19 protein-coding genes are annotated in these 23853 nt (G+C 64.0%); 10 read left to right on the forward strand and 9 right to left on the reverse strand.

Features of this window, described 5'->3' with window-relative positions; translation table 11 throughout:
* Positions 1 to 37: 37 nt before the first annotated feature.
* The 7 genes from BLR26_RS08590 (at position 38) to pcaC (ending at position 6870) form a co-directional block, all read left to right on the forward strand.
* Positions 38 to 895, forward strand: a complete 858-nt coding sequence (locus BLR26_RS08590; protein WP_045197469.1) for a CoA transferase subunit A — start codon at positions 38 to 40, stop codon at positions 893 to 895.
* Complete coding sequence (locus tag BLR26_RS08595; RefSeq protein ID WP_045197471.1) at positions 892 to 1671, forward strand: CoA-transferase subunit beta; 780 nt, start codon at positions 892 to 894, stop codon at positions 1669 to 1671. The genes BLR26_RS08590 and BLR26_RS08595 overlap by 4 nt, the downstream gene beginning before the upstream one ends.
* Positions 1668 to 2873, forward strand: a complete 1206-nt coding sequence (pcaF, locus tag BLR26_RS08600; protein WP_176794321.1) for a 3-oxoadipyl-CoA thiolase — start codon at positions 1668 to 1670, stop codon at positions 2871 to 2873. The genes BLR26_RS08595 and pcaF overlap by 4 nt, the downstream gene beginning before the upstream one ends.
* 119 nt (positions 2874 to 2992) lie before the next feature.
* Entirely contained in the window at positions 2993 to 4282 is a 1290-nt protein-coding gene (locus BLR26_RS08605; RefSeq protein WP_045197475.1) for an MFS family transporter, read from the forward strand.
* Between the two features lie 19 nt (positions 4283 to 4301).
* Entirely contained in the window at positions 4302 to 5666 is a 1365-nt protein-coding gene (locus BLR26_RS08610) for a 3-carboxy-cis,cis-muconate cycloisomerase (RefSeq protein ID WP_045197477.1), read from the forward strand.
* Between the two features lie 11 nt (positions 5667 to 5677).
* Positions 5678 to 6475 (forward strand): 3-oxoadipate enol-lactonase, encoded by a 798-nt coding sequence (gene pcaD / locus BLR26_RS08615; protein ID WP_045197479.1) that lies wholly within the window; start codon positions 5678 to 5680, stop codon positions 6473 to 6475.
* A 2-nt stretch (positions 6476 to 6477) separates the two neighbouring features.
* Positions 6478 to 6870: a 4-carboxymuconolactone decarboxylase gene (gene pcaC / locus BLR26_RS08620; protein WP_045197482.1), complete on the forward strand. Its 393-nt coding sequence runs from the start codon at positions 6478 to 6480 to the stop codon at positions 6868 to 6870.
* Between the two features lie 75 nt (positions 6871 to 6945).
* Here pcaC and BLR26_RS08625 read toward each other — a convergent pair whose 3' ends face one another.
* Entirely contained in the window at positions 6946 to 7470 is a 525-nt protein-coding gene (locus BLR26_RS08625; protein WP_093379932.1) for an Mpo1 family 2-hydroxy fatty acid dioxygenase, read from the reverse strand.
* Positions 7471 to 7558: 88 nt separating this feature from the next.
* On the opposite strand from BLR26_RS08625, the gene BLR26_RS08630 reads away from it, so the two are divergent.
* Positions 7559 to 8248, forward strand: coding sequence for a Crp/Fnr family transcriptional regulator (locus tag BLR26_RS08630; protein ID WP_045197486.1), 690 nt, complete (start codon positions 7559 to 7561; stop codon positions 8246 to 8248).
* Here BLR26_RS08630 and BLR26_RS08635 read toward each other — a convergent pair.
* Genes BLR26_RS08635 through BLR26_RS08645 form a run of 3 tightly spaced genes read right to left on the reverse strand, consistent with a single transcriptional unit; the run spans position 8220 to position 12247 of the window.
* Positions 8220 to 9821, reverse strand: coding sequence for an arylsulfatase (locus tag BLR26_RS08635; RefSeq protein WP_045197488.1), 1602 nt, complete (start codon positions 9819 to 9821; stop codon positions 8220 to 8222). The two genes, BLR26_RS08630 and BLR26_RS08635, sit on opposite strands and share 29 nt — an antisense overlap.
* Before the next feature lie 9 nt (positions 9822 to 9830).
* Positions 9831 to 10655, reverse strand: coding sequence for an ABC transporter ATP-binding protein (locus tag BLR26_RS08640; RefSeq protein WP_045197491.1), 825 nt, complete (start codon positions 10653 to 10655; stop codon positions 9831 to 9833).
* On the reverse strand, positions 10652 to 12247 hold the full coding sequence (locus BLR26_RS08645; protein WP_093379935.1) for an ABC transporter permease: 1596 nt from the start codon (positions 12245 to 12247) through the stop codon (positions 10652 to 10654). Before BLR26_RS08645 ends, BLR26_RS08640 begins: the two co-directional genes overlap by 4 nt.
* A 279-nt stretch (positions 12248 to 12526) precedes the next feature.
* Here BLR26_RS08645 and BLR26_RS08650 point away from each other — a divergent pair, with 279 nt between their 5' ends.
* The gene (locus tag BLR26_RS08650) at positions 12527 to 13573 is read left to right on the forward strand and encodes an ABC transporter substrate-binding protein (RefSeq protein WP_093379938.1); all 1047 of its coding nucleotides are present in this window, start codon (positions 12527 to 12529) and stop codon (positions 13571 to 13573) included.
* Here the strand turns inward: BLR26_RS08650 and BLR26_RS08655 are convergent.
* Complete coding sequence (locus tag BLR26_RS08655) at positions 13530 to 14456, reverse strand: LysR family transcriptional regulator (protein ID WP_093379941.1); 927 nt, start codon at positions 14454 to 14456, stop codon at positions 13530 to 13532. The genes BLR26_RS08650 and BLR26_RS08655 overlap by 44 nt on opposite strands.
* A gap of 182 nt (positions 14457 to 14638) precedes the next feature.
* Between BLR26_RS08655 and BLR26_RS08660 the strand changes: the two genes are divergently transcribed.
* On the forward strand, positions 14639 to 15544 hold the full coding sequence (locus BLR26_RS08660) for a TauD/TfdA dioxygenase family protein (RefSeq protein WP_093379944.1): 906 nt from the start codon (positions 14639 to 14641) through the stop codon (positions 15542 to 15544).
* Positions 15545 to 15628: 84 nt separating this feature from the next.
* Here the strand turns inward: BLR26_RS08660 and BLR26_RS08665 are convergent, their stop codons facing one another.
* The 4 genes from BLR26_RS08665 to BLR26_RS08680 all read right to left on the reverse strand — a co-directional run bounded on the left by BLR26_RS08665 (position 15629) and on the right by BLR26_RS08680 (position 23660).
* Positions 15629 to 16876 (reverse strand): OprD family porin, encoded by a 1248-nt coding sequence (locus BLR26_RS08665; protein WP_371128636.1) that lies wholly within the window; start codon positions 16874 to 16876, stop codon positions 15629 to 15631.
* A 1025-nt stretch (positions 16877 to 17901) separates the two neighbouring features.
* Complete coding sequence (locus tag BLR26_RS08670; protein WP_045197503.1) at positions 17902 to 19356, reverse strand: AdeC/AdeK/OprM family multidrug efflux complex outer membrane factor; 1455 nt, start codon at positions 19354 to 19356, stop codon at positions 17902 to 17904.
* Positions 19353 to 22505, reverse strand: coding sequence for an efflux RND transporter permease subunit (locus BLR26_RS08675; RefSeq protein ID WP_093379949.1), 3153 nt, complete (start codon positions 22503 to 22505; stop codon positions 19353 to 19355). Before BLR26_RS08675 ends, BLR26_RS08670 begins: the two co-directional genes overlap by 4 nt.
* Before the next feature lie 3 nt (positions 22506 to 22508).
* On the reverse strand, positions 22509 to 23660 hold the full coding sequence (locus tag BLR26_RS08680) for an efflux RND transporter periplasmic adaptor subunit (RefSeq protein WP_093379951.1): 1152 nt from the start codon (positions 23658 to 23660) through the stop codon (positions 22509 to 22511).
* Between the last annotated feature and the right edge of the window lie 193 nt (positions 23661 to 23853).

Below are 23853 nucleotides of genomic sequence, written 5' to 3' on the forward strand. Positions count from 1 at the left end.
GAAACCGACCCCGACTCAGCATATCCAGGAGTCTGCAATGGCTGAAATCCTCTCGCTCCACGACGCCGTGAAGCAGTTCGTCAACGACGGAGACAGCGTCGCCCTCGAAGGCTTCACGCACTTGATTCCGACTGCCGCCGGGCATGAAATCATTCGTCAGGGCAAGAAAGATCTGACCCTGGTACGCATGACGCCTGACCTGATCTACGACCAGCTGATCGGCGCCGGTTGCGCCCGCAAGCTGATTTTCTCCTGGGGCGGCAACCCGGGTGTCGGTTCCCTCCATCGCCTGCGCGACGCGGTTGAAAAACACTGGCCGCACGCTATCGAGATCGAAGAACACAGCCACGCCGACCTGGCCAACGCCTACGTCGCCGGCGCCTCGGGCCTGCCCTTCGCGGTGCTGCGTGCCTACGCAGGTTCCGACCTGCCGAAGGTCAACCCACTGATCAAGAGCGTGACTTGCCCGTTCACCGGTGAAGTCCTCGCCGCCGTGCCTTCGGTACGCCCGGACGTCACCGTGATTCACGCGCAAAAGGCCGACCGCAAGGGCAACGTGCTGCTCTGGGGCATTCTCGGTGTGCAGAAGGAAGCAGCCCTGGCGGCCAAGCGCTGCATCGTCACCGTCGAGGAAATTGTCGACGACCTCCAGGCGCCGATGAACGCCTGCGTGCTGCCGACCTGGGCGCTGTCTGCGGTGTGCCTGGTGCCGGGCGGCGCGCATCCGTCCTACGCCCATGGTTACTACGAGCGGGACAATCGCTTCTACCAGGCCTGGGACCCGATTGCCCGCAGCCGCGAAAGCTTCACGGCGTGGGTCGACCAGTACATTCGCGGCACCGCCGACTTCACTGAATTCAAGGCAAAACTGGCCAGCGCGGAGGCTGCACAATGAGCTACTCCACCAATGAAATGATGACCGTTGCCGCAGCCCGTCGCCTGCGCAATGGCGCCGTCTGCTTCGTCGGCATCGGCCTGCCGTCCAAGGCCGCCAACCTGGCGCGCCTGACCTCGTCGCCCGATGTCGTGCTGATTTACGAGTCCGGCCCGATCGGCGCCAAGCCAAGCGTGCTGCCGCTGTCGATCGGTGACGGTGAGCTAGCGGAAACCGCCGACACCGTGGTGCCGACCGGCGAGATCTTTCGCTACTGGCTGCAGGGCGGGCGCATCGATGTGGGCTTTCTCGGCGCGGCCCAGGTCGACCGCTTCGGCAACATCAACACCACCGTGGTCGGTGACTATCACCAGCCCAAAGTTCGCCTGCCAGGTGCCGGTGGCGCGCCGGAGATCGCCGGTTCCGCCAAGCAGGTGCTGATCATCCTCAAGCAGTCGAACCGTGCCTTTGTCGACAAGCTCGACTTCATTACCTCGGTCGGCCACGGCGAAGGCGGTGATTCACGCAAGCGCCTGGGCCTGCCAGGCGAGGGGCCGGTAGGCATTATTACCGACCTGTGCATCATGGAGCCGGAAGCCGGTACTCATGAGTTCGTGGTGACCTCGATCCACCCGGGTGTGACCCGCGAGCAGATCATCGCTGCCACCGGCTGGGCCATCCGTTTTGCCGACAACGTGCAAACCACCGTCGCACCGAGCGATGTCGAGCTCAACGCCCTGCGCGACCTTGAAGCGCGCACCGCCGCCGCCCACGGCCAAGCGCCAGGAGAAGCCTGATGCGTGACGTATTTATCTGCGATGCCATTCGCACCCCCATTGGCCGCTTTGGCGGCGCCCTGGCCAGCGTGCGCGCCGACGACCTGGCGGCAGTGCCGCTCAAGGCATTGATCGAGCGTAACCCGCAGGTACAGTGGGATCAGCTCGACGAGGTGTTCCTCGGCTGCGCCAACCAGGCCGGTGAAGACAACCGTAACGTCGCGCGCATGGCGCTGCTGCTGGCCGGCTTGCCGGACAGCGTGCCGGGGGTGACCCTCAACCGCCTCTGCGCCTCGGGCATGGACGCGGTGGGCACGGCCTTTCGCGCCATCGCCAGCGGCGAGATGGAGCTGGCGATTGCCGGCGGCGTCGAGTCGATGTCCCGGGCGCCGTTCGTCATGGGCAAGGCCGACAACGCCTACTCGCGCAACATGAAGCTGGAAGACACCACCATCGGCTGGCGCTTCATCAACCCGCTGGTGAAGGCCCAGTACGGCGTCGATGCCATGCCGCAGACCGCCGACAACGTTGCCGACGATTACCAGGTCTCGCGTGCCGACCAGGACGCCTTTGCCCTGCGCAGCCAGCAACGCACGGCTGCCGCCCAGGCTGCGGGCTTCTTTGCCGAAGAGATCGTGCCGGTGCGCATCGCCCATAAAAAGGGCGAGACGGTCGTTGAGCACGACGAGCACCCGCGCGCCGACACCACCCTCGAAGCCCTGGCCCGGCTCAAGCCAGTCAACGGCGCGGACAAGACCGTCACCGCCGGCAATGCCTCGGGGGTCAACGACGGTGCTGCGGCGCTGATCCTGGCCTCGGCAGACGCAGTGAAAAAGCATGGCCTGACCCCGCGGGCGCGGGTGCTTGGCATGGCCAGTGCCGGTGTGGCGCCGCGGGTAATGGGCATCGGCCCGGTGCCGGCGGTGCGCAAACTGACCGAGCGCCTGGGCGTGGCGGTGGCTGATTTTGATGTCATCGAACTCAACGAAGCCTTTGCCAGCCAGGGCCTGGCCGTGCTGCGCGAACTCGGCCTGGCCGACGATGCGCCGCAGGTCAATCCCAACGGCGGCGCCATTGCCCTTGGCCATCCGCTGGGTATGAGCGGCGCGCGCCTGGTCCTTACCGCTTTGCACCACCTGGAGAAATCCGGCGGACGCAAAGGCCTGGCGACCATGTGTGTCGGCGTCGGCCAGGGCCTGGCCCTGGCCATCGAGCGGGTGTAAACCAATGGCCCGGCCGCGCCGCCTCCACGCAAGGCGGCGCGGCCGGCGTGATTGTTCTGTGGAACGTGAGTGTTACTGAGTGTGTCTAGACTCTCAGAACCCACCAAGAGTAAGCAGCCATGACTTCAGCCTATTACACCGGTGAGGAGCGTAGTAAACGCATCTTTGCCATTGTCGGTGCGTCCTCGGGCAACCTGGTCGAATGGTTCGACTTTTACGTCTATGCCTTCTGCGCCATCTATTTCGCCCCGGCCTTTTTCCCCTCCGACGATCCGACGGTACAGTTGCTCAACACCGCCGGAGTGTTCGCCGCCGGCTTTCTGATGCGACCGATTGGCGGCTGGCTGTTCGGCCGCGTCGCCGACCGTCATGGCCGCAAGAATTCGATGATGATCTCGGTGCTGATGATGTGCGCCGGATCGCTGGTCATCGCCTGCCTGCCCACCTATGCCTCGATCGGCGCCTGGGCGCCGGCGCTGCTGTTGCTGGCGCGGCTGTTCCAGGGCCTGTCGGTGGGCGGTGAATATGGCACTACCGCCACCTACATGAGTGAAGTGGCGCTGCGCGGCCAGCGCGGTTTTTTTGCCTCGTTCCAGTACGTGACCCTGATCGGCGGGCAGTTGCTGGCGGTGCTGGTGGTGGTGATCCTCCAGCAGTTGCTCAGTGAAGACGAACTGCGCGCCTGGGGCTGGCGCATCCCGTTTGTGGTCGGTGCGATTGCTGCGCTGATCTCGTTGTTTCTGCGCCGCTCGCTGGAAGAAACCAGCAGCGCCGAAACCCGCAACGACAAGGACGCCGGCAGCATCGCCGGGCTGTTTCGCAACCACAAGGCGGCGTTCATCACCGTGCTCGGCTACACCGCCGGCGGCTCGCTGATCTTCTACACCTTCACCACTTACATGCAGAAGTACCTGGTCAACACCGCCGGCATGAGCGCCAAGACCGCAAGCTTCATCATGACCGGCGCATTGTTTTTGTACATGTGCATGCAGCCGTTGTTCGGCATGCTCTCGGACCGTATCGGCCGGCGTAATTCGATGCTGCTGTTCGGCGCGTTGGGCACGCTGTTCACCGTGCCGATCCTGCTGGCGCTGAAAACCGTCACCAGCCCGTTCCTGGCCTTCGTGCTGATTACCCTGGCGCTGTGCATCGTCAGCTTCTACACCTCGATCAGCGGTCTGGTCAAAGCCGAAATGTTCCCGCCGCAGGTACGCGCCCTGGGCGTCGGCCTGGCGTATGCGGTGGCCAACGCGCTGTTTGGCGGCTCGGCCGAGTACGTCGCCTTGGGGCTGAAATCCATGGGCATGGAAAACACCTTTTACTGGTACGTTACGGCGATGATGGCGATTGCCTTCCTGTTCAGCCTGCGCTTGCCGAAGCAGGCTGCGTACCTGCACCACGACCATTGACCTGTTCAAGGACCTGCCAATGAACCCGCGTCCGGGCAATCAGCTGTTCGATGCCTATTTCACCGCGCAGGGAATGCGCGAGATTTTCTCTGACCGTGGCCGGGTGCAGGGCATGCTTGATTTCGAAGCGGCCCTGGCTCGTGCCGAAGCGGCCACCGGGGTGATCCCCCAGGTGGCGGTGGCGGCGATCGAAACCGCCTGCCATGCCGAGCGCTACGACTTTGCCGCGCTGGCCGAGGCGATTGCCGTGGCCGGCAACTCGGCGATCCCGCTGGTCAAGGCGCTGGGCAAGGTGATTGCCAGTGGCGTACCGGAGGCCGAGCGTTATGTGCACCTGGGCGCCACCAGCCAGGATGCCATGGACACCGGCCTGGTGTTGCAACTGCGGGCGGCGCTGGCCTTGATCGAGGCCGACCTGGCGCAACTGACCAACGCCCTGGCGCGCCAGGCCGAGATTCACGCCGAGACGCCCCTGGCCGGGCGCACCTGGCTGCAACATGCTACGCCGGTCACCTTGGGCATGAAGATTGCCAGCTGGCTGGGCGCCTTGAATCGCCATCGCCAGCGCCTGCAGGAACTCAAGCCGCGCCTGCTGACCCTGCAGTTTGGCGGCGCCTCCGGGACCCTGGCGGCGTTGGGCGACAAGGCCTTGCCGGTCGCCGAAGCCTTGGCCGCAGATTTGCAGCTGACGCTGCCTGAACAACCCTGGCACACCCAGCGCGACCGTCTGGTGGAGTTCGCGGCGGTGCTCGGCATGATTGCCGGCAGCCTTGGCAAGCTCGGCCGTGACGTCAGCCTGCTGATGCAGACTGAAGCGGCTGAGGTGTTCGAGCCTTCGGCGCCGGGCAAGGGCGGTTCCTCGACCATGCCGCACAAGCGCAACCCGGTCGGCGCTGCGGTGCTGATCGGCGCCGCCACCCGGGTCCCGGGCCTGCTGGCCACGCTGTATGCCGCCATGCCCCAGGAGCACGAGCGCAGCCTCGGCCTGTGGCATGCCGAATGGGAAACCCTGCCGGAGATCTGCTGCCTGGTCTCCGGGGCGCTGCGCCAGGCACAGATCATCGCCGATGGCCTGGAAGTGGACGCCGAGCGCATGCGCCGCAACCTCGACCTGACCCAGGGCCTGGTGCTGGCGGAAGCGGTGAGTATCGTCCTGGCCCAGCGCCTGGGCCGTGACCATGCCCACCATCTGCTGGAAACCTGCTGCAAGCGGGCCGTGGCCGAGCAGCGCCATCTGCGCGCCGTGCTGGGCGACGAGCCGCAGGTCAGTGCCGAACTTTCGCCAGACGAGCTCGATCGTCTGCTCGACCCAGCCCACTACCTCGGCCAGGCTCGTGCCTGGGTCGAGCGGGCGCTGGCTGAACATCACCGCGTCAATGCCTGAAGGAGGCTGCAGTGGCACAGGTACAACTCACCGATGGCGTACTCAACTATCAACTCGAAGGCCCGGAACACCTGCCGGTGCTGGTGCTGTCCAATTCTCTGGGTACTGACCTGCACATGTGGGACACCCAGGTGCCGGCTTTGACTGCGCATTTTCGCGTGCTGCGCTACGACACCCGCGGCCATGGCGGTTCGCTGGTGACCCCGGGGCCGTACAGCATCGAACAACTGGGGCAGGATGTAGTGGCGTTGCTCGATGCCTTGCATATCGAACAGGCGCATTTCTGCGGTCTGTCGATGGGCGGGCTGATCGGCCAGTGGCTGGGGATCAACGCCGGCGAGCGGCTGAACCGCCTGATCGTGTGCAACACCGCGGCCAAGATCGGCGCGCCGGACACCTGGAACCCGCGCATCGAGCTGGTATTGCGTGATCGTCAAGACGCGATGGTCGGCTTGCGTGATGCCTCGATCGAGCGCTGGTTCACCAAAACCTATGCCGAGGGCAATCCCGACCAGGCCAAGCGGATTACCGATATGCTCGCCGCCACCTCGCCTGAAGGCTATGCGGCCAACTGCGGGGCGGTGCGCGATGCTGATTTTCGTGAGCAACTGGGCCAGATCAAGGTGCCGCTGCTGGTGATCTCCGGCAGCCACGACGCAGTGACGCCGCCGGCCGGTGGGCGTTTCATCCAGGAGAACGTGGCGGGCGCGCAGTACGCCGAATTCCACGCTGCGCACCTTTCCAACGTCGAAGTCGGTGCGCCGTTCAGCCGCCGGGTAATTGATTTTCTGCTGGGCCGAGAGGGCTGACCATGGACGAGAAACAACGTTATGACGCCGGCATGCAAGTGCGCCGCGCGGTGCTCGGCGATGCCCATGTCGACCGTAGCCTGAGCAACCTGAGCGAGTTCAACAGCGAGTTCCAGGAGATGATCACCCGCCACGCCTGGGGTGACATCTGGACCCGCCCGGGCCTGCCGCGGCATACCCGCAGCCTGATCACCATCGCCATGCTGATTGGCATGAACCGCAACGAGGAGCTGAAGTTGCACCTGCGCGCGGCGGCCAACAATGGCGTGACCCGTGAGGAGATCAAGGAAGTGCTGATGCAGAGCGCGATCTACTGCGGCATTCCGGCGGCCAATGCCACCTTCCACCTGGCCGAGTCGGTGTGGGATGAGTTGGGGGTTGAGTCCAGGGGCTGACCCTCAGGGCCTCATCGCGGGGCAAGCCCGCTCCCACAGGTTTGGTGTAAGCGCAGGGCTGCAAAGCAGCCCCGCTCAGACCGCTGCCTTCTTCTGCCGAACCGCCACCGGCCCGACATTCTCCTCGATGACCTTCTTCAGCTCCGGGCGCAGCCCCAGCAAGAACCCCAGCTCCACCACCACGAACAACGGCCCGATGATCAAGCCCATCAGATCATCGACAAACGCCGGTTTGCGGCCTTCATAGTGGTGGCCGACAAACTGGATCACCCAGCCGATCACGAACAACGCCAGCCCGGCACTCAGCCAGACCAGGGTGCTTTGCACCGCCAGCGCCTGCCCGGCCCACAGGCACAAGCCCAGCAACAACGCCATCAGCAGGCCCAGGCGTTGGTCCAGGCGCAGGTAGAACCAGCCGGTAACCAGCGCCACCAGCAGTGCTGGCGACAGCCAGACGCCAGCTAGTTCGGTGCCCGGGCGTGACAGCAAAACCGTTACCGCCAGCACGATCAGCGGTATGCCGATGAAGTGGGTGGCGATGTTGCGCGGGTCGCGGTGGTAGGCGGCGTATTGACTCAGGTGTTCGACCAGGTTTTTCATTGTTGTTCCTCCTGTAGGTAACGTGAGCATGTCCTACAGATATCCACCTGTCTGTCGGCTAGCCGACAGAGTTCAGCTTTGAGGCGCTATGCGCGAAACCCTGCTGCAAGGTCACTGGTTCCAGGCATTGCCTCCCAGCTTTCAGGATAGCCTGCTGGCACTGGCCCGGCCGCGTCAGCTGGCGGCCGGGCAATACCTGTTCCAGCGCGGCGATGCGCCGTGCGGGCTGTATGCGGTGCTCGACGGGGCGATGCGCGTGGGCGCGGTGGCCACCGATGGCAAGGAGGCGCTGCTGACCCTGATCGAAGCGCCGCACTGGTTCGGCGAGATCAGCCTGTTCGACGGCCAGCCGCGCACCCACGACGCCCAGGCCGAAGGACTGACCCAGTTGCTGTGGATCCCCCAGGCGCCGCTGTTGAAGTTGCTCGATCAACAGCCCCGGCACTGGCGCGACGTGGCCTTGTTGATGAGCCATAAACTGCGCGTGGTGTTTGTTGCGCTGGAGCAGCAGAGCCTGCTGGCCGCCGCACCGAGGGTGGCCCACAGGCTGTTGCAGATCGCCGCCGGCTATGGCGAGTTGCTTGGCAGCCGGCGCGTGCTGCAACTGTCCCAGGAGCAACTGGCGCTGATGCTCTCGCTGTCGCGCCAGACCACCAACCAGATCCTCAAGTCGCTGCAGCAGGAAGGCGCCTTGCGCCTGGGCTATGGCGAGATCGAGATCCTCGACCCGGCACGCCTGCAGGCCCTGGCTAGTCCGGCTGGAACGGCGACTGACTGAGGATCACTCCGGTCTCCTCGACATACTTCTGCCATTCGCCCAGCAGCGCCTGCAGCTTCGCCGGTTGTACTGCGGCCAGGTCGTTGATTTCGCCCGGGTCGCTGGCCAGGTCGTACAACTGCCAGGTGGCCGGGCCGACCGGGCCGGGAATGTACAGCGCTTTCCAATGGCCCTGGCGAATGGCCCGGCGGCCGAACAGCTCCCAGCCGGTGACGGTGTTTTCGTCGTGCACTTGCTCGGTCTCGCCCGACAGGTAACCCAGCCAGGATTTACCGCGCAGCGGCGCTACCTCACGGCCGCGCCAGCGCTTGCCGGGGTGGCGCACGCCGGCAAGATCGAGCAGGGTCGGGGTGATGTCCATCACCGTGCTGAACTGCTGGCTGATCTGACCCTGGCGTGCCAATGCCGGGTAATGCACCAGCGCCGGTACGCGAATCCCGCCTTCGCTGGTAAAGGCCTTGTACAGCCGCGACGGTGCGGTGGCCGCCTGGGCCCAGTGCGGGCCATACCAAACATAGGAGTTGGCCCGGCCGATGTTGTCCAGGCTGTTGTCATAATGTTGGTCGAGGTAGCTGGCCAGTTGCGGGCCGAACTTGGGGAAGGCTTCGAGCAGCGCACCTTCGGCGCCGTTGTCGGACATGAACAGCACCAGGGTGTTGTCGAGCAGGCCCTGGTTGCGCAGGTAGTCGAGCACCCGGCCGATGTTCCAGTCCATGCGCTCGACCATCGCCGCGTACACCTCCATGGCCCGCGCCGAGCGCTGGCGTTGCTCGTCGCTGAGGCTGTGCCAGTGGTTGTCGACCGGGTGGGCCTGGGTGTCGGCGGCGATCAGGCCGAGCGTGCGCAGTTTTTCCAGGCGCTCCTGGCGCAGCACTTCGGGGCCGGCGTCGTAGCGGCCCTGGTAGCGCGCCACCACTTCGGCCGGCGCCTGCAACGGCCAGTGCGGCGCCGAGAACGGCAGGTAGGCGAAGAACGGCCGGCTCTGGTCGCGCTCCTTCAGGTACTGCAGCAGCTTGTCGCCGAAGGCGTCGGAAGAATAGAAATCCTTGGGCAGTTCGTCGATGAAGGTCTGGTCTTCGATGTACAACGCCGGCGTTGATTTGAGCAGGCCCGGGGTGTGTTCGTCGTAGGTCGGTTCAAAGCCATAGTGGTTGGCCGCGCCCGGCAGCAGGGCGAAGGAGCGCTCGAAGCCGCGGGCCTGGGGCGCCAGCTCGGCGGTCAGGCCCAGGTGCCATTTGCCGCTCATCAGGGTCTGGTATCCGGCATCGCGCAGCAGCTCCGGCAAGGCCACCACGCGGTCGTTGAGGTAGCCTTCGTAGCCCGGCTTGCCGATCAGCTCCGGGGTCAGCGCCTCGGCCATGGTGCCGATGCCGGCGATATGGTGATCGGTGCCGGTGAGCAGCATCGAGCGGGTGGGCGAGCAGGTCGGCGCGGTATGAAAGTCGGTCAGGCGCAGGCCGGCGGTGGCCAGCGCGTCGAGGTTCGGCGTGGCGATTTCGCCGCCGAAGGCGCCGATATCGGAGAAACCCAGGTCGTCGGCAACGATGACCAGAAAGTTGGGGCGTTGGCTCATGGTCGGTTCTCAGTAGGCAAGGTAGGTCAAGGGCAGGTCGCGGATCTGTTCCTGCGCCGGTGGCAGGTAGCGCGCGTCGGCGGTCAGTTCGTGCAGCAGGTCTTCGCGCAGGCGGTGGAAGGCCAGGCTTGCGCGTTGGCGCGGGTGCGCCAGGTCGATCTCGACGATGCGCTTGATCCGCCCCGGGCGCGGCTCCAGCACCACCACGCGGTCGGCGAGAAACAGCGCTTCCTCGACATCGTGGGTCACCAGCAGGGTGGTGATGCGCGCGCGCTCGCGAATCGCCAGCAGCTCGTCCTGCATCTGCTGGCGGGTCAGCGCGTCGAGGGCGCCGAAGGGTTCATCGAGCAGAAGAATGCGCGGGCTGGCCACCAGGCCGCGGGCAATCGCCACGCGCTGGGCCATGCCACCGGAAAGCTGGTGCGGGTAGGCCTGGCTGAAGTCCTCAAGGCCCACCAGGGCGATGTACTGGTTGATGCGTTGCTGGCGCTGCTCGTTGTTCAAGGGGTCGTTGACCAGGCCCAGGGCGATGTTTTGCGAAACGGTTAGCCAGGGGAACAGCCGGTGCTCCTGAAAGACGATGCCGCGTTCGCTGCCGATGCCATCGAGCGGCTTGCCATCGATCAGAATCTGCCCCTGGTAGTCGTTGTCCAGGCCGATCAGCAGGCGCAGCAGGGTGGATTTGCCGCAGCCGCTGGCGCCGACGATGGCGACGAATTCACCGTCGGCGATCTGCAGGTTGAAGTCGCGGATGGCTTCCAGTTCGCCGCCAGCAACGGCGAAGTGTTTGCCGACCTGATTGAAACTGACCAGGGCAGGGGCGATGGCGTTCATGCTCGTCTCCAGCGCGTGGCGCGCAATTCGAGGTGTTGTCCGAGGGCGCCCAGCAGGGCGCCGGTGAGGCCGACCAGGAGCATCCCGGCCATGATGATGTCCATGCGCAGCAGTTGCTGGGCGCCGATCATCAAGCTGCCGATACCGCCGCCCGAAGGCATGAAGTACTCGGCGCCGATGGTGCCCAGCCAGGCGTAGATCAGGCTGATACGCAGGCCGGCGAAAATCCCCGGCGCCGCGCCCGGCAGCACCAGCCGGCGCAAGCGCTGGGGCAGATCGAGGTGCAGTACGCGGGCGGCTTCCTCCAGCTGTGGCGAACGGCTGGCCACCGCCCGCTGGGTGGCAATGAACAGCGGGAAGAACGCCGCCAGGCCAACGAACACCCACTTGGCCAGTTCACCAAGGCCGAACCAGGCGGTCAGCAGCGGCACCCAGGCGAAGATTGCGATCTGCCGCAAGCCGGCCAGGCTGGGCCCGAGCAGGCGTTCGGCAGGCGTCGACAGCCCCAGCCACAGGCCCAGGGCGAAGCCCAGGCCACCGCCGAGCAGCAAACCGCCCAGTGCCCGGCCGACACTGATGGCCAGTGCGCCGCTGAGCGAGCCGTCAAGCAGGCCGTCCCAGGTGGTCTGCAAGACCTGCAGCGGGGCGACCAGGATCTGCGTGTCGACCCAGTCCAGCTGATTGGCCAGTTGCCACAGCACCAGCAGCGCCAACGGTAGCAGCAACGCCTGCAGGCGCTGGCCACCTTGCAAGCGCGACACCCGCAGCTCGGCGCTGGGCGGGTGCGGCCAGTGCACCAGGCGCCGGTCGAGCCAAGCCAAGCCACGGTCCATGACAAAACCCAGCAGGCCGATGACCAGGATGCAGACGAAGACGATATCGAGCATGAACAGCTGCCGGGCCCAGACCATCAGGTAGCCGATGCCTTCACTGGAGGCCAGCAGCTCTACCGCCAGCAATGAAGTCCAGCCTGTGGCCAGGGCCAGGCGCACGCCGGCGAGAAAGGCCGGCAGGGCCGCCGGAAAAATCAGCCGGCTGATCAACAGGCGCGGCGGCAGGCGCAGTACCGTCGCCGCTTCGCGCAGGCGTGGCTGGGCATCGCGCACGCCGACCAGGGTGTGCAGGGTCACCGGGACGATGATCGCCTTGACCAGCACCACCAGCTTGAGCACCTCGCCGATACCGAACAGCACCATGAACAGCGGCACCCAGGCCAGGGTCGGGATCTGCGCCAGGGCATTGAAGGTCGGCAGCACCAGGCGTTCGGCGCGACGGCTGAACCCCAGCCAGGCGCCGAGCAAGGCGCCGCTGGCAACCCCCAGCAGCAGGCCCAGGGCCAGGCGTTGCAGGCTGATCGCCAGGTGTGTCCACAGCTCGCCCTGGGCCAGTTCCAGGCCGCTCTGCCAGACCAGGCTCGGCGCTGGCAGTATCTGTTCGCTCATCCACTGGTTGCGACTGGCCAGCCACCACAGGGCGGCCAATGACAGCGGCAGATACCAGGCTTGCAGGCGGCGCAGGGGCAGGCCGCCGAACCGTCGCGTCCGGCCTGGGGGGCTTGCCAGTGGCAGGCTGGAAAGTGAAGCTCGGGCCATGGAAAACCTCCGCACATTGGCTATTTGCTTATTCTTAAATTGAATTATTCGGTGAGTTTCAATGCGTTTAGGTGATAAGAACCTGCATTTAAAGCCGCTGCCATAACCCGTAGCCAATGCATTCGAAGCATATTTTTTTTGTGTCTGATGCATGGCACGCTGCAAGGCACGTGCTGCGGTATTTATGCTTACAGGTTATTAAAATGTAATTTATTAGTATTTATTTAATGGTTTGGGTTGTCGGTAGCGTGGGCGCACCATTACCAGGAGTCGCGTGCCATGAACCTGTCGATCAACCGTGTGTTTAACCTGTTTGCCGTTCCCGCCCTGGCCGCGGTGGTCGGCTGGCTGCCGCCGCTGGCCCTGGCTGGCGAGGTCAAGGAAATCCGCATTGCCGTGCCTGACCTGAGCGCCGGCACCCAGCATTCCGGTGGCGGTGTGACCGACGTGCTGCGCGACCAGCAACTGCTGGAAAAAGCCTTCGCCGCCGATGGCATCCACATTCAATGGAACTACTTCAAGGGCGCCGGCCCGGTGATCAACGAGGCCTTTGCCAACGGCCAGGTCGACTTCGCCTACCTTGGCGACCTGGCGGCGATCATCGGCAAGGCCAATGGCCTCGACACCCGCCTGCTGGCCGCCACCGGGCGCGGCATCAAGCACTACCTGGGGGTGGCGCCGGGCAGCAACATCAAGACCCTGCAAGACCTCAAGGGCAAGCGCGTGGCGGTGTTCCGCGGCACCGCCACCCAGCTGTCGTTCGACGCCGCCCTGGCCAGCCAGGGCCTGAGCGAGAAGGACCTGAAGGTCATCAACCTGGATTTCAACGCGGCGATTGCCGCCCTGGCCGCCAGGCAGATCGACGCCACTTGGGGCTCGACCGGCATCAGCGCCCTCAAGCAACGCGGCCTGGCCGAGCTGCCGTTGAATACCCGCGACCTGGGCGGCGCCGGCAATGTCCAGGCGGTGCTGGTGGGCTCCGGGCGCTTTGTCGACGAGCATCCCGAGCTGGTGGAAAAACTGCTGGCCGCCCAGCAGCAGGCCGTGCACTGGCTGACCCAGGACGACAACAAGGACGCTTATATCCAGCTGGTTTCGGGGCTGGCCAGCTACCCGCCGGCGATCCTCCAGCAAGACTTGCAGGATGAGCAACTGAGCAAGATCTTCCCCTCGACCCTGGATGCCGACTTCCTGAGCAAATTGCAGGCGTCAGTGGACCTGGCCGCCGAGCAGCGGCTGATCCGCAAAGGGTTCAAGGTCGATCAGTGGCTGGCACCGCAGGCTATCCGGCCAGCACCTGCACCTCTGGCTGCCGATCGAGGCTGACCAGGGTTTCGATCATTGCCCGGGCGGCGGGCGAGAGGCGGTATCCGCTGCGGCTGACGATGCCGCAGCGGGCGTTGAGGCTATCAAGGTTGGCCGGCAGGTTGCGCCAGTGCAGGCGCACCAGGCGGCCGTGGTCGATGTCCTCGGCAAAGGCTTCTTCGGTGCCGATGCCAATGGCATCGGTACCCAGCACGATTTTCACCAGGGTCGGCAGGTGCTCGGTTTGCACCTGTGGGGCGAAGTCGGTCTTGCCGCTGAGGTTGGCCAGCAGCTTGCGCACCCCCGGCGGGATCAGGGTGGTGGCCAGCGGGTAGTCGAACATGTCGTTGGTCGACAGGCTGTCCTTGGCCAGCAGCGGGTGCCCCGGGCGGCAGAAGAACAGGCCGCGGCGCGGGCTCAGCGCTTGGGTCTGGAAGTTCGGGTCGGCCTCGAAGTGGCGGATATCGGCGACGAAGAATTCGATCTCTTCACGGTTTAGCGCGCGGCTGAGTTTTTCCCAGTTATCCACGTCGAAGCAGGTGCGCACCTTAGGGTGGGCGGCGAGAAAGCGCGCCACCGCCTGCGGCACCAGGTGCACTGCCGGCGCCGGGCCGCAGCCAAAGCGCAGCTCGCCGGCATCGAGCTTGGTCATCTGCTGCACCTCGCTGTTGAGCTGCGCTGCGCCTTGCACCAGGCGCAGGGCGTGTTGCAGCACCACCTGGCCTTCGGGGGTGGGGCGCAGGTCCTTGTTGCCGCGATCGATCAGCACGCAGCCAAACTCTTGTTCCAGCCCCTGGATACTGCGGCTGAAAGCCGGCTGGGTGATGCCCATGGCATCGGCGGCGCGGACAAAACTGCGGTGTTCGGTGAGGGCGATGAAGTAACGCAGTTGGCGAAGATCCATATGCTTTCCCGGCATTCCAAAAATACGGCGAAGGTATTTGCCGCCGCGCAGGCTCAGGTTTTAAATGCAAGCTCTTATTCCGTCAATGAAGCATCTGCTTATTTGTTAGAGCTTATTTGCATATCAATAGAGCAGAGCTTTCATCGGCACTTAGCGCAACCTAGCCAGATGAGGGTCAAACCATGAGCAATGCCGCACGCGCCGTAGTACCTGTCACCCATACCCTGGAGATTCACCCGGTGGCCGGGCGCATCGGTGCCGAGATTCGTGGCGTCCAGTTGAGCGCCGACCTTGAACCGGCCGTGATCGAGGCCATCCAGGCTGCGCTGGTGCAGTACAAGGTGGTGTTCTTCCGCGCCCAGACCCACCTTGATGACCAGGGGCAGGAGGCCTTCGCGCACCTGCTCGGCGAGCCGATCGCCCACCCGACCGTGCCGGTGCGCGAAGGCACCCGCTACCTGCTTGAGCTTGATGGTGGCGAAGGGCGCCGGGCCAATTCCTGGCACACCGACGTGACTTTCGTCGATGCCTACCCCAAGGCGTCGATCCTGCGCTCGGTGGTGGCACCTGAATCCGGCGGCGATACCGTCTGGGCTAACACCGCCACGGCTTACCAGGACCTTTCCGCTGAGCTGCAGGCCTTGGCGGACCAGCTCTGGGCGGTGCACAGCAACGAGTACGACTACGCCGCCGCCAAACCCAACGTGAGCCTTGAGCAGCTGGAAAACTACCGCAAGGTCTTCACCTCGACGGTGTACGAAACCGAGCATCCAGTAGTGCGCGTGCACCCGGTCAGCGGCGAGAAAAACCTGCTGCTGGGGCACTTCGTCAAACGCATCAAGGGCTACTCGCAGAGCGACTCCGCGCACTTGTTCAACCTGCTGCAAAGCCATGTCACCCGGTTGGAAAACACCGTACGCTGGCGCTGGCAGGCCGGTGACGTAGCGATCTGGGACAACCGCGCGACCCAGCATTACGCAGTGGACGACTATGGCACCCAGGGCCGGGTGGTGCGCCGGGTGACTTTGCAGGGCGATGTGCCGGTGGGGGTTGCCGGGCAGCGCAGCCGCACGACTCGCGGGGCTTGAAGCCATCGCGGGTCAAGTCGAGTCGTCGCACCGCCGCTCCCACAGGTGTCCCAAATACCTGTGGGAACTGGCGTAGCAGCAGATTCAGAGAATACCGATCGGATAACTGATGATCAGCCGGTTCTCGTCAAAGGCGTTGGTGCTGTAGTCCCGGCGCATGGTCGAGTTGCGCCATTTCAGCGACAGGCTCTTCAAGGTCCCGGACTGGATTACATAAGCCAGCTCCGATTCCCGCGCCCATTCCTTGCCATCGGTGATGGCGCCGGTATGCACGTTGTCGCCGCTGATGTAGCGGTTCATCAGGGTCAGCCCGGGCACGCCGAGGGCGGCGAAGTTGTAGTCGTGACGCAACTGCCAGGAGCGCTCCTGGGCGTTGTCGAAGCTTGAGTTGTAGCTGTCGTTGGCCAGGGTGCCACCACTGGTGCCATTTACCCGCATCCAGGCATCGTCGCCGCTGACTTTCTGCAGGCCGACATAGAAGGTACTGGCGCCGTACTTGGCCGAGAGCATTGCCGAGGCAGTGCGGTTGTCCAGTTTGCCTGCGCGTTCGGCGCCGTCTTCCTTGCCGATGAAGTAGCCGAGGTTGGCGCCCAGGGTCCAGTCGCCCAGCGGCTGGCTGTGCACCAGGTTGAGGTACTGCTGGTTGTAGATGTCCTTGAGCTCGGCGTTCCACAAACCGATCATCGTGCGCTTGTCGTTGAAGCTGTATTCGCCACCGGCAAAGTTGAAACGGTCGGAGGTGAAGGCCGCGCGGCCGTTCATCGACATGTCTTCCATGCTCGCATCGTTACGCGGGCTGTTGCCGCGAAACTGCCCGGCATACAGGGTCAGGCCGGCGATTTCCTGCGAGGTGAGCTGGCCGCCACGGAAGGTCTGCGGCAGCGAGCGGCCGTCGTCGGAGCGCAGGATCGGCAGCACCGGCATCCATTCGCCAACCTTAAGCTCAGTGTTGGAGATCTTCGCCTTCAGCGCCACCCCCAGGCGGCCGAAGTCGTCGGCCGGGCGGCCATCATCGTGCACCGGCAGCAGGTGGGTACCCGCCGTGCCCTTGCCGCCATCGAGCTTGACCGAGTACAGGCCCAATACATCCACGCCAAAACCGACCAGGCCCTGAGTAAAGCCGGAGCGGGCGTCGAGGATGAAACTCTGGGTCCATTCCTCGCCCTTGCCCTGGGGGTTGGCCGGGTCGACGAAGTTGCGGTTGATGTAAAAGTTGCGCAGGTTGAGGCTGGCCTTGGCGTCCTCGACAAAGCCGCCTTCGGCCGCGAGGGCGGGCAGGGCGCAAGTCATGGCCAGCAAGCCGGGAAGCAGGTGTCGTGCGGGTGTGGTCATCGTCAGTTGTCTCTTGTTTTTATGTAAGCCGAAGCCATCCGCTGCGACGCTTGGAGGTCACAGGCCGGGCTACGATCTTTGGGAGTACGCTTTGGAAAAGCTGCGAAGCGATGGTGCGGCGGCGGGCGGGGATGAATCAATTCGTTACGGGCGGAATTGGGCGATAATCGAACGGTAACTGTTTGGTTAATTCCTTGGCCCGGGGTTACAAAAGGCTCTTCATGCAATCCTGAGATCTATGATTTTTGTGGTTGGGTTTGCAAGCTTATCCATTTGATGTGGCGCGGCTGCCGGCCCCTTCCGCCCTTACGGCGGGTCCCTTTTGTTCTTGGCAAAAGGAACCAAAACCGCTCGCTCCAGCATACGGCCCTACGCTGCGCTCCGGGTTCCTTCGCTACGGTGCCTTCCAGGGGCATCGCGGCCTACGACTTGCTGCGCCAAGTCTACGTCTCGCGACTTCGGCTCAGGCCGAAGGGTGCTGCGCACCAGCCCCCTCCAGACACCTACGCTCAGCCTCCTGAAGTCGCGAAGTTACGGGCGGTGCCTGCACTGGCGTATCTGCGAAATCAGATTCTGGCGCGGTCATACTGAAGCCAAAGCTAGGAACGACTTGCTTGGTTTTGGTTTTGGTCTTGATCTTCATGCACGTACTTCCAGGCGCCGCGAAAAGCGACTTCAGGAGGCCGAGCGTAGGTGCCTGTAGGGGCGGTGCGCAGCACCTTCGGCGGCAGCCGAAGACGCGAGATGTAGACTTGGCGCAGCAAGTCGTAGGCCGCGATGCCCCGGAAGGTGCCGTAGCGAGGGGACCCGAAGCGCAGCGTAGGGCCGTATGCAGGAGCAAGCGGTTTTGCCTACTTCTTCCCAAGAGAAAAGTAGGCCGCCGTAAAGGCGGAAGGGGCAAGCAGCAGCGCCACAACGAATGGATAAGCTCGCAAACCCACATCTAAACCCTACACCCGGAACTCCCCAAATAACCATAATAAAAAGCCCACCGCCAAGGGTGGGCTCTTCTACAGCACAGGGACTCAGCCTTTCGGCGTCTGGACCGCTGCCTGCTGCTGCGCCTGACCGGTCTGCTCGTACCAGCCGCCACCGAGGGCCTTGTACAGGTTGACCTCGCTGACCAGCTGCGACAGGCGATCGCTGATCAACGACTGCTGGGTGTTGAACAGCTGACGCTGGGCGTCGAGGAAGGTCAGGTTGCTGTCGATACCGATGCGGTAGCGACGCTCGGCCAGGCGGTAGTAGTCCTGGTTGGCGGCAACCAGATCACGCTGGGCCTGCAACTGCTGGTTGAAGGTCTGGCGCGCGGCGAGGCCATCGGAGACTTCCTGGAAGGCGGTCTGGATGGTTTTCTCGTATTTCGCGACGTTGATGTCCTTCTGGATCTTCGAGTAGTCGAGGCTGGCGCGCAGGGCACCGGCGTTGAAGATCGGCAGGTTGATCTGCGGCTGGAACAGCCAGGTGCCCGAACCACCCTTGAACAGGCCGCCCATGTCCGGGCTCAGGGTGCCGGCATTGGCGGTCAGGCTGATGCTCGGGAAGAACGCTGCGCGGGCGGCGCCAATGTTGGCATTGGCGGCCTTGAGCAGGTGTTCGGCTTCCTGGATGTCCGGCCGGCGTTGCAGCAGGTCGGACGGCAGGCCCGCCGGCACTTCGGCCAGCAGGTCGCTGTCGAGCTTCTGCGCGGTCGGCAGGTTGGCCGGCACGCCGGTGCCGAGCAGCACGGTCAGGCTGTTGAGGTCCTGAGCAACCTGGCGCTGGAACTGCGCCAGCTTGACCCGCGCGCCCTCAACCGAGGTGCGTGCCTGGCTCAGGTCCAGAGCCGAGGCCACCCCCACTTCATTGCTACGCGCGGTCAGCTGATAGCTTTCCTCGTAGGTCTTGAGGGTGTCTTCGGTCAGCTTGAGCAGTGCCTGGTCGGCCTGCCAGGTGAAGTAGGCGTTGGCCACACTGGCCACCAGGCTGATCTGCGTCGAGCGCCGGGCTTCTTCGCTGGACAGGTAGTTCTCCAGCTGTTGTTCGGTCAGGCTGCGCACCCGGCCGAACAGGTCCAGCTCATAGGCGCTGACCCCGAGGGTCGCCGAGTACTGGCTGGTGATGCCCGATTCGCCGGTTTGCGACATGTTCGCCGGCATCCGCTGGCGGCTGCCGCTGCCATTGGCCGAAACCGCCGGGAACAGGTCGGCACGCTGGATGCGGTATTGCGCACGGTAGGCATCGATGTTCAGCGCCGCGACCTTGAGGTCGCGGTTGTTGACCAGCGCGGTCTGGATCAATTGCTGCAGCGCCGGGTCATGGAAGAACTGACGCCAGCCCTGTTCGGCGGCGGCCACCTCGGCCGACTCGGTCGGCGAGTAGGCAGGGCCTTGCGGCCACTGCGCGGCCACCGGCGATTCCGGGGTCTGGTAGTCAGGGATCAGCGAGCAGCCGCCAAGAATGAAAGCGGTTACTGCCAGGGACAACAGGGACTTACTCATTGCCCGGCCTCATAGCGTGGAGTTTCAGGGGTGGCGTCCTCTTCGGGCTTCTTGCTACCGAACAGCGACGACACACTTACGAAGAACAATGGCACCCAGAAGATCGCCAGTACCGTGGCGGTGATCATGCCGCCGATCACCCCGGTACCGATCGCATGCTGGCTACCCGAGCCTGCACCGCTGGAAATGGCCAACGGTACCACGCCGAGGATGAACGCCAGCGAGGTCATGATGATCGGCCGCAGACGCATCCGGCAGGCTTCGATGGCCGCGTCGATCAGGCTGCGGCCCTGCTCGTGCAGCTCTTTGGCGAATTCGACGATCAGGATCGCGTTCTTCGCCGCCAGGCCGATGGTGGTCAACAGACCCACCTGGAAATACACGTCGTTGGACAACCCGCGCAGGCTGGTGGCCAGCAGCGCACCGATGATCCCCAGCGGTACCACGAGCATGACCGCGATCGGGATCGACCAGCTTTCATACAGCGCTGCCAGACAGAGGAACACCATCAGCAGCGACAGGGCGTACAGCGCTGGCGCCTGGGAGCCGGACAGCCGCTCCTCGTACGACAGGCCCGTCCATGAGTAACCGATACCCGCCGGCAGTTGCGCGGCCAGGCGCTCGACCTCAAGCATGGCTTCACCGGTACTGTAGCCAGGGGCTGGTGCACCGAGGATTTCCATGGCTTCGACACCGTTGTAACGCGACAGCTTCGGTGCACCGTAGATCCACTCGCCCTTGGCGAAGGAGGAGAACGGCACCATCTCGCCGGCGGCGTTGCGCACGAACCACTTCTGCAGGTCTTCCGGGCTCATCCGTGCACCGGCTTCACCCTGGATGTAGACCTTCTTGACCCGGCCGCGGTCGATGAAGTCGTTGACGTAGCTGGCACCCAGGGCAATCGACAGGGTGTTGTTGATGTCGGCGATGGTCACGCCCAGGGCACTGGCGCGCTCGTCGTCGACGGTCAGCTGGTACTGCGGTTCATCGTTCAGGCCGTTCGGGCGCACTGCCGAGAGGATCTTGCTTTGCGCAGCCATGCCGAGGAACTGGTTACGCGCTTGCATCAGTTTTTCGTGGCCGACACCGGCACGGTCTTGCAGGAACACGTCGAAACCGGTGGCGTTACCCAGCTCCAGTACTGCAGGCGGGGCAAAGGCGAACACCATCGCGTCGCGGAAGCTGAAGAAATGCTGCTGGGCACGGTTGGCCAGGTTGAACACGTTGTTCTCGGCCGAACGTTCGCCCCATGGCTTGAGCATGATGAAGGCCATGCCCGAGCTCTGGCCGCGACCGGCGAAGTTGAAGCCGTTGACGGTGAACACCGAGGCAACGGTATCGGCTTCCTTGTCGAGCAGGTAGCTGCGCATCTCGTCGATCACCACCTGGGTGCGCTCGGCGCTGGAACCGGCCGGGGTCTGCACCTGGGCAAACAGTACGCCCTGGTCTTCTTCAGGCAGGAACGCCGTCGGAATGCGGGTGAACAGCCAGATCATGCCGACCACGATCAGCAGGTAGGCCAGCAGGTACGGGGCCTTGTGCCGCAGCATGTTGCCGACGCCGCGCTCGTAGCTGCGCACGCTGCGGTCGAAGTTGCGGTTGAACCAGCCGAAGAAGCCGCGCTTGGCAACGTGGTGCTCGCCCTTGGCAATCGGCTTGAGCATGGTCGCGCACAGTGCCGGGGTGAAGATCAGTGCCACCAGTACCGACAGGGCCATGGCCGAGACGATAGTGATGGAGAACTGTTTATAAATCACACCGGTGGAGCCGCCGAAGAAGGCCATGGGCAGCAGTACCGCCGACAGCACCAGGGCGATACCGACCAGGGCGCCCTGGATCTGGCCCATGGACTTCTTGGTCGCTTCCTTGGGTGACAGCCCTTCTTCGGACATTACCCGCTCGACGTTCTCCACCACGACGATGGCATCGTCCACCAGCAAGCCGATGGCCAGTACCATGCCGAACATGGTCAGGGTGTTGATGCTGAAATCGAACGCCGCAAGAATCCCGAACGTACCCAGCAATACCACCGGTACGGTCATGGTGGTGATGATGGTGGCGCGGAAGTTCTGCAGGAACAGGTACATCACCAGGAACACCAGCACGATCGCTTCGATCAGGGTGTGGATTACCCCGCTGATCGACTCGGTCACCACTGGCGTGGTGTCATACGGGAACACCGCCTTCATGCCTTCCGGGAAGAACGGTTCCAGGTCGGTGATGGTCTGGCGCAGGGCCTTGGCGGTATCCAGGGCGTTGGCGCCGGTGGCCAGTTTCACCGCAAGGCCAGAGGCCGGCTTGCCGTTGAACTGGGCGCTGATTGCGTAGTTTTCACCACCCAGGCCGACCTCGGCGACATCGCTCAGGCGCACCTGGGAGCCGTCACGGTTGACCTTGAGCAGGATCTTCTCGAACTGCTCGGCGGTCTGCAGGCGGGTCTTGCCGATGATCGTGGCGTTCAGCTGGGTACCCGGCAGGGCAGGCAGGCCGCCGAGCTGGCCGGAGGACACCTGGACGTTCTGCGCGGCCACGGCGGTACGCACATCGACCGGAGTCAGCTGATACTTGTTCAGCTTGGCCGGATCGAGCCAGATGCGCATGGCGTACTGCGCACCGAATACCTGGAAGTCACCGACACCGGCAGTGCGCGAGATCGGGTCCTGCATGTTGGAGACGATGTAGTTGGCCAGGTCGTCCTTGGACATGCTGCCGTCTTCGGACACCAGGCCGATCACCAGCAGGAAGTTCTTCACCGCCTTGGTCACGCGGATACCCTGTTGCTGCACTTCTTGCGGCAGCAGCGGGGTGGCCAGGTTGAGCTTGTTCTGCACCTGGACCTGCGCGGTATCGGGGTTGGTACCCTGCTCGAAGGTCGCGGTAATGGTCATGCTGCCGTCGGAGTTACTTTCCGACGACACATAACGCAGGTTGTCGATACCGTTGAGCTGCTGCTCGATCACCTGCACCACGGTGTCCTGCACGGTCTGCGCCGAAGCGCCCGGGTAGGTCACGGCGATGGCGATGGCCGGCGGCGCGATGCTCGGGTACTGGTTGATCGGCAACTTGAGGATCGACAAGGCGCCGACCAGCATGATCACCAAGGCGATCACCCAGGCAAAGATCGGGCGATCGATAAAGAATCTCGACATGGTTTACTCCCCTTTGGCCCCTGCAGTCGTTGCATTGGCCTGGGTTGGCTGGGCAGGCTTGACGTTGGTGGCTTCGCTGACCTTGACCTCGACGCCCGGCTTGACGAACTGCAGGCCTTCGGTGATCAGGCGGTCGCCCGGGTTCAGGCCTTCCTCGATCAGCCAGTCGCTACCGACGGTACGGCTGGCCTTGAGCTGACGCAGCTCGACCTTGTTGTCCTTGTTGACGATCAACGCGGTCGGCTGGCCCTTGAGGTCGCGGGTCACGCCTTGCTGTGGCGCGAGGATGGCGGCGCTGTTGACCCCGGCAGCCAGGCGCGCATGCACGAACATGCCCGGCAGCAGGTTGTGCTCGGGGTTGGGGAACACGGCGCGCAGGGTCACGGAGCCGGTGGTCTGGTCAACCGAGACTTCGGAGAACTCCAGGCGACCTTCCTTGGCGTAGGTGCTGCCGTCTTCCAGGGTCAGGGTGACCTTGGCGGCGTTGTCGCCGACCTTCTGCAACTGGCCGCTTTCCAGCTCGCGGCGCAGTTTGAGCAGCTCGGCCGAGGACTGGGTGACGTCGACATAGATCGGGTCGAGCTGCTGGATAACGGCCATGGCTTCGGCCTGGCCGTTGTTGACCAGCGCGCCTTCGGTTACCGAAGAGCGGCCGATACGGCCGCTGATAGGCGCCAGGACCTTGGTGTAGCGCAGGTCGATCTGGGCACTGCGCAGCGAGGCTTCAGCCTGCAAACGTTTGGCTTGGGCGTCGTCGTATTCCTGGCGGCTGACAGCCTGTTCGTTGACCAGCTGCTTGTAACGCTCGGACAGCGAACGGGTCGATTGCAGGTTGGCCTGGGCGCTGTTCAGGGTCGCCTCGTACACCGACGGGTCGATCTGGTACAGCTGCTGGCCGTCTTTGACCTCGCTGCCTTCCTTGAACAGACGTTTGAGAATGATGCCGTTGACCTGTGGGCGAACCTCGGCGATGCGGTACGCAGTGGTACGGCCGGGGAGGTCGGATGTCAGGGTATAGGCCTGGGTTTGCAGGGTTACGACGCCGACCTGAGGAGCTTGCGCCGCAGGCGCCGCCTCTTCCTTTTTACAGCCGCTGAGCAGTGTTGCCAGGGCGACGGCGGAAACCAGAGCGGTAACAGCTGGCTTGAATTGCATGAAGATCCTCGGGTCGCAAGAGCTGAAGACGCTCAAGAATAATGGAAAGGGTGCGCTATAAAAAATGCTGTCGAGTGGATAAATAGCTTGCTAAGGAATATACTTACATTCATGGTTGTTTGTAAATACCTCGCAGGCGACGTGCTCAGCCAATGCGAGCCCCCAAATTAATACAGCCGGTAACAGCCTGCAG

The organism is Pseudomonas sp. UC 17F4 (assembly GCF_900101695.1).
Lineage (GTDB): Bacteria > Pseudomonadota > Gammaproteobacteria > Pseudomonadales > Pseudomonadaceae > Aquipseudomonas.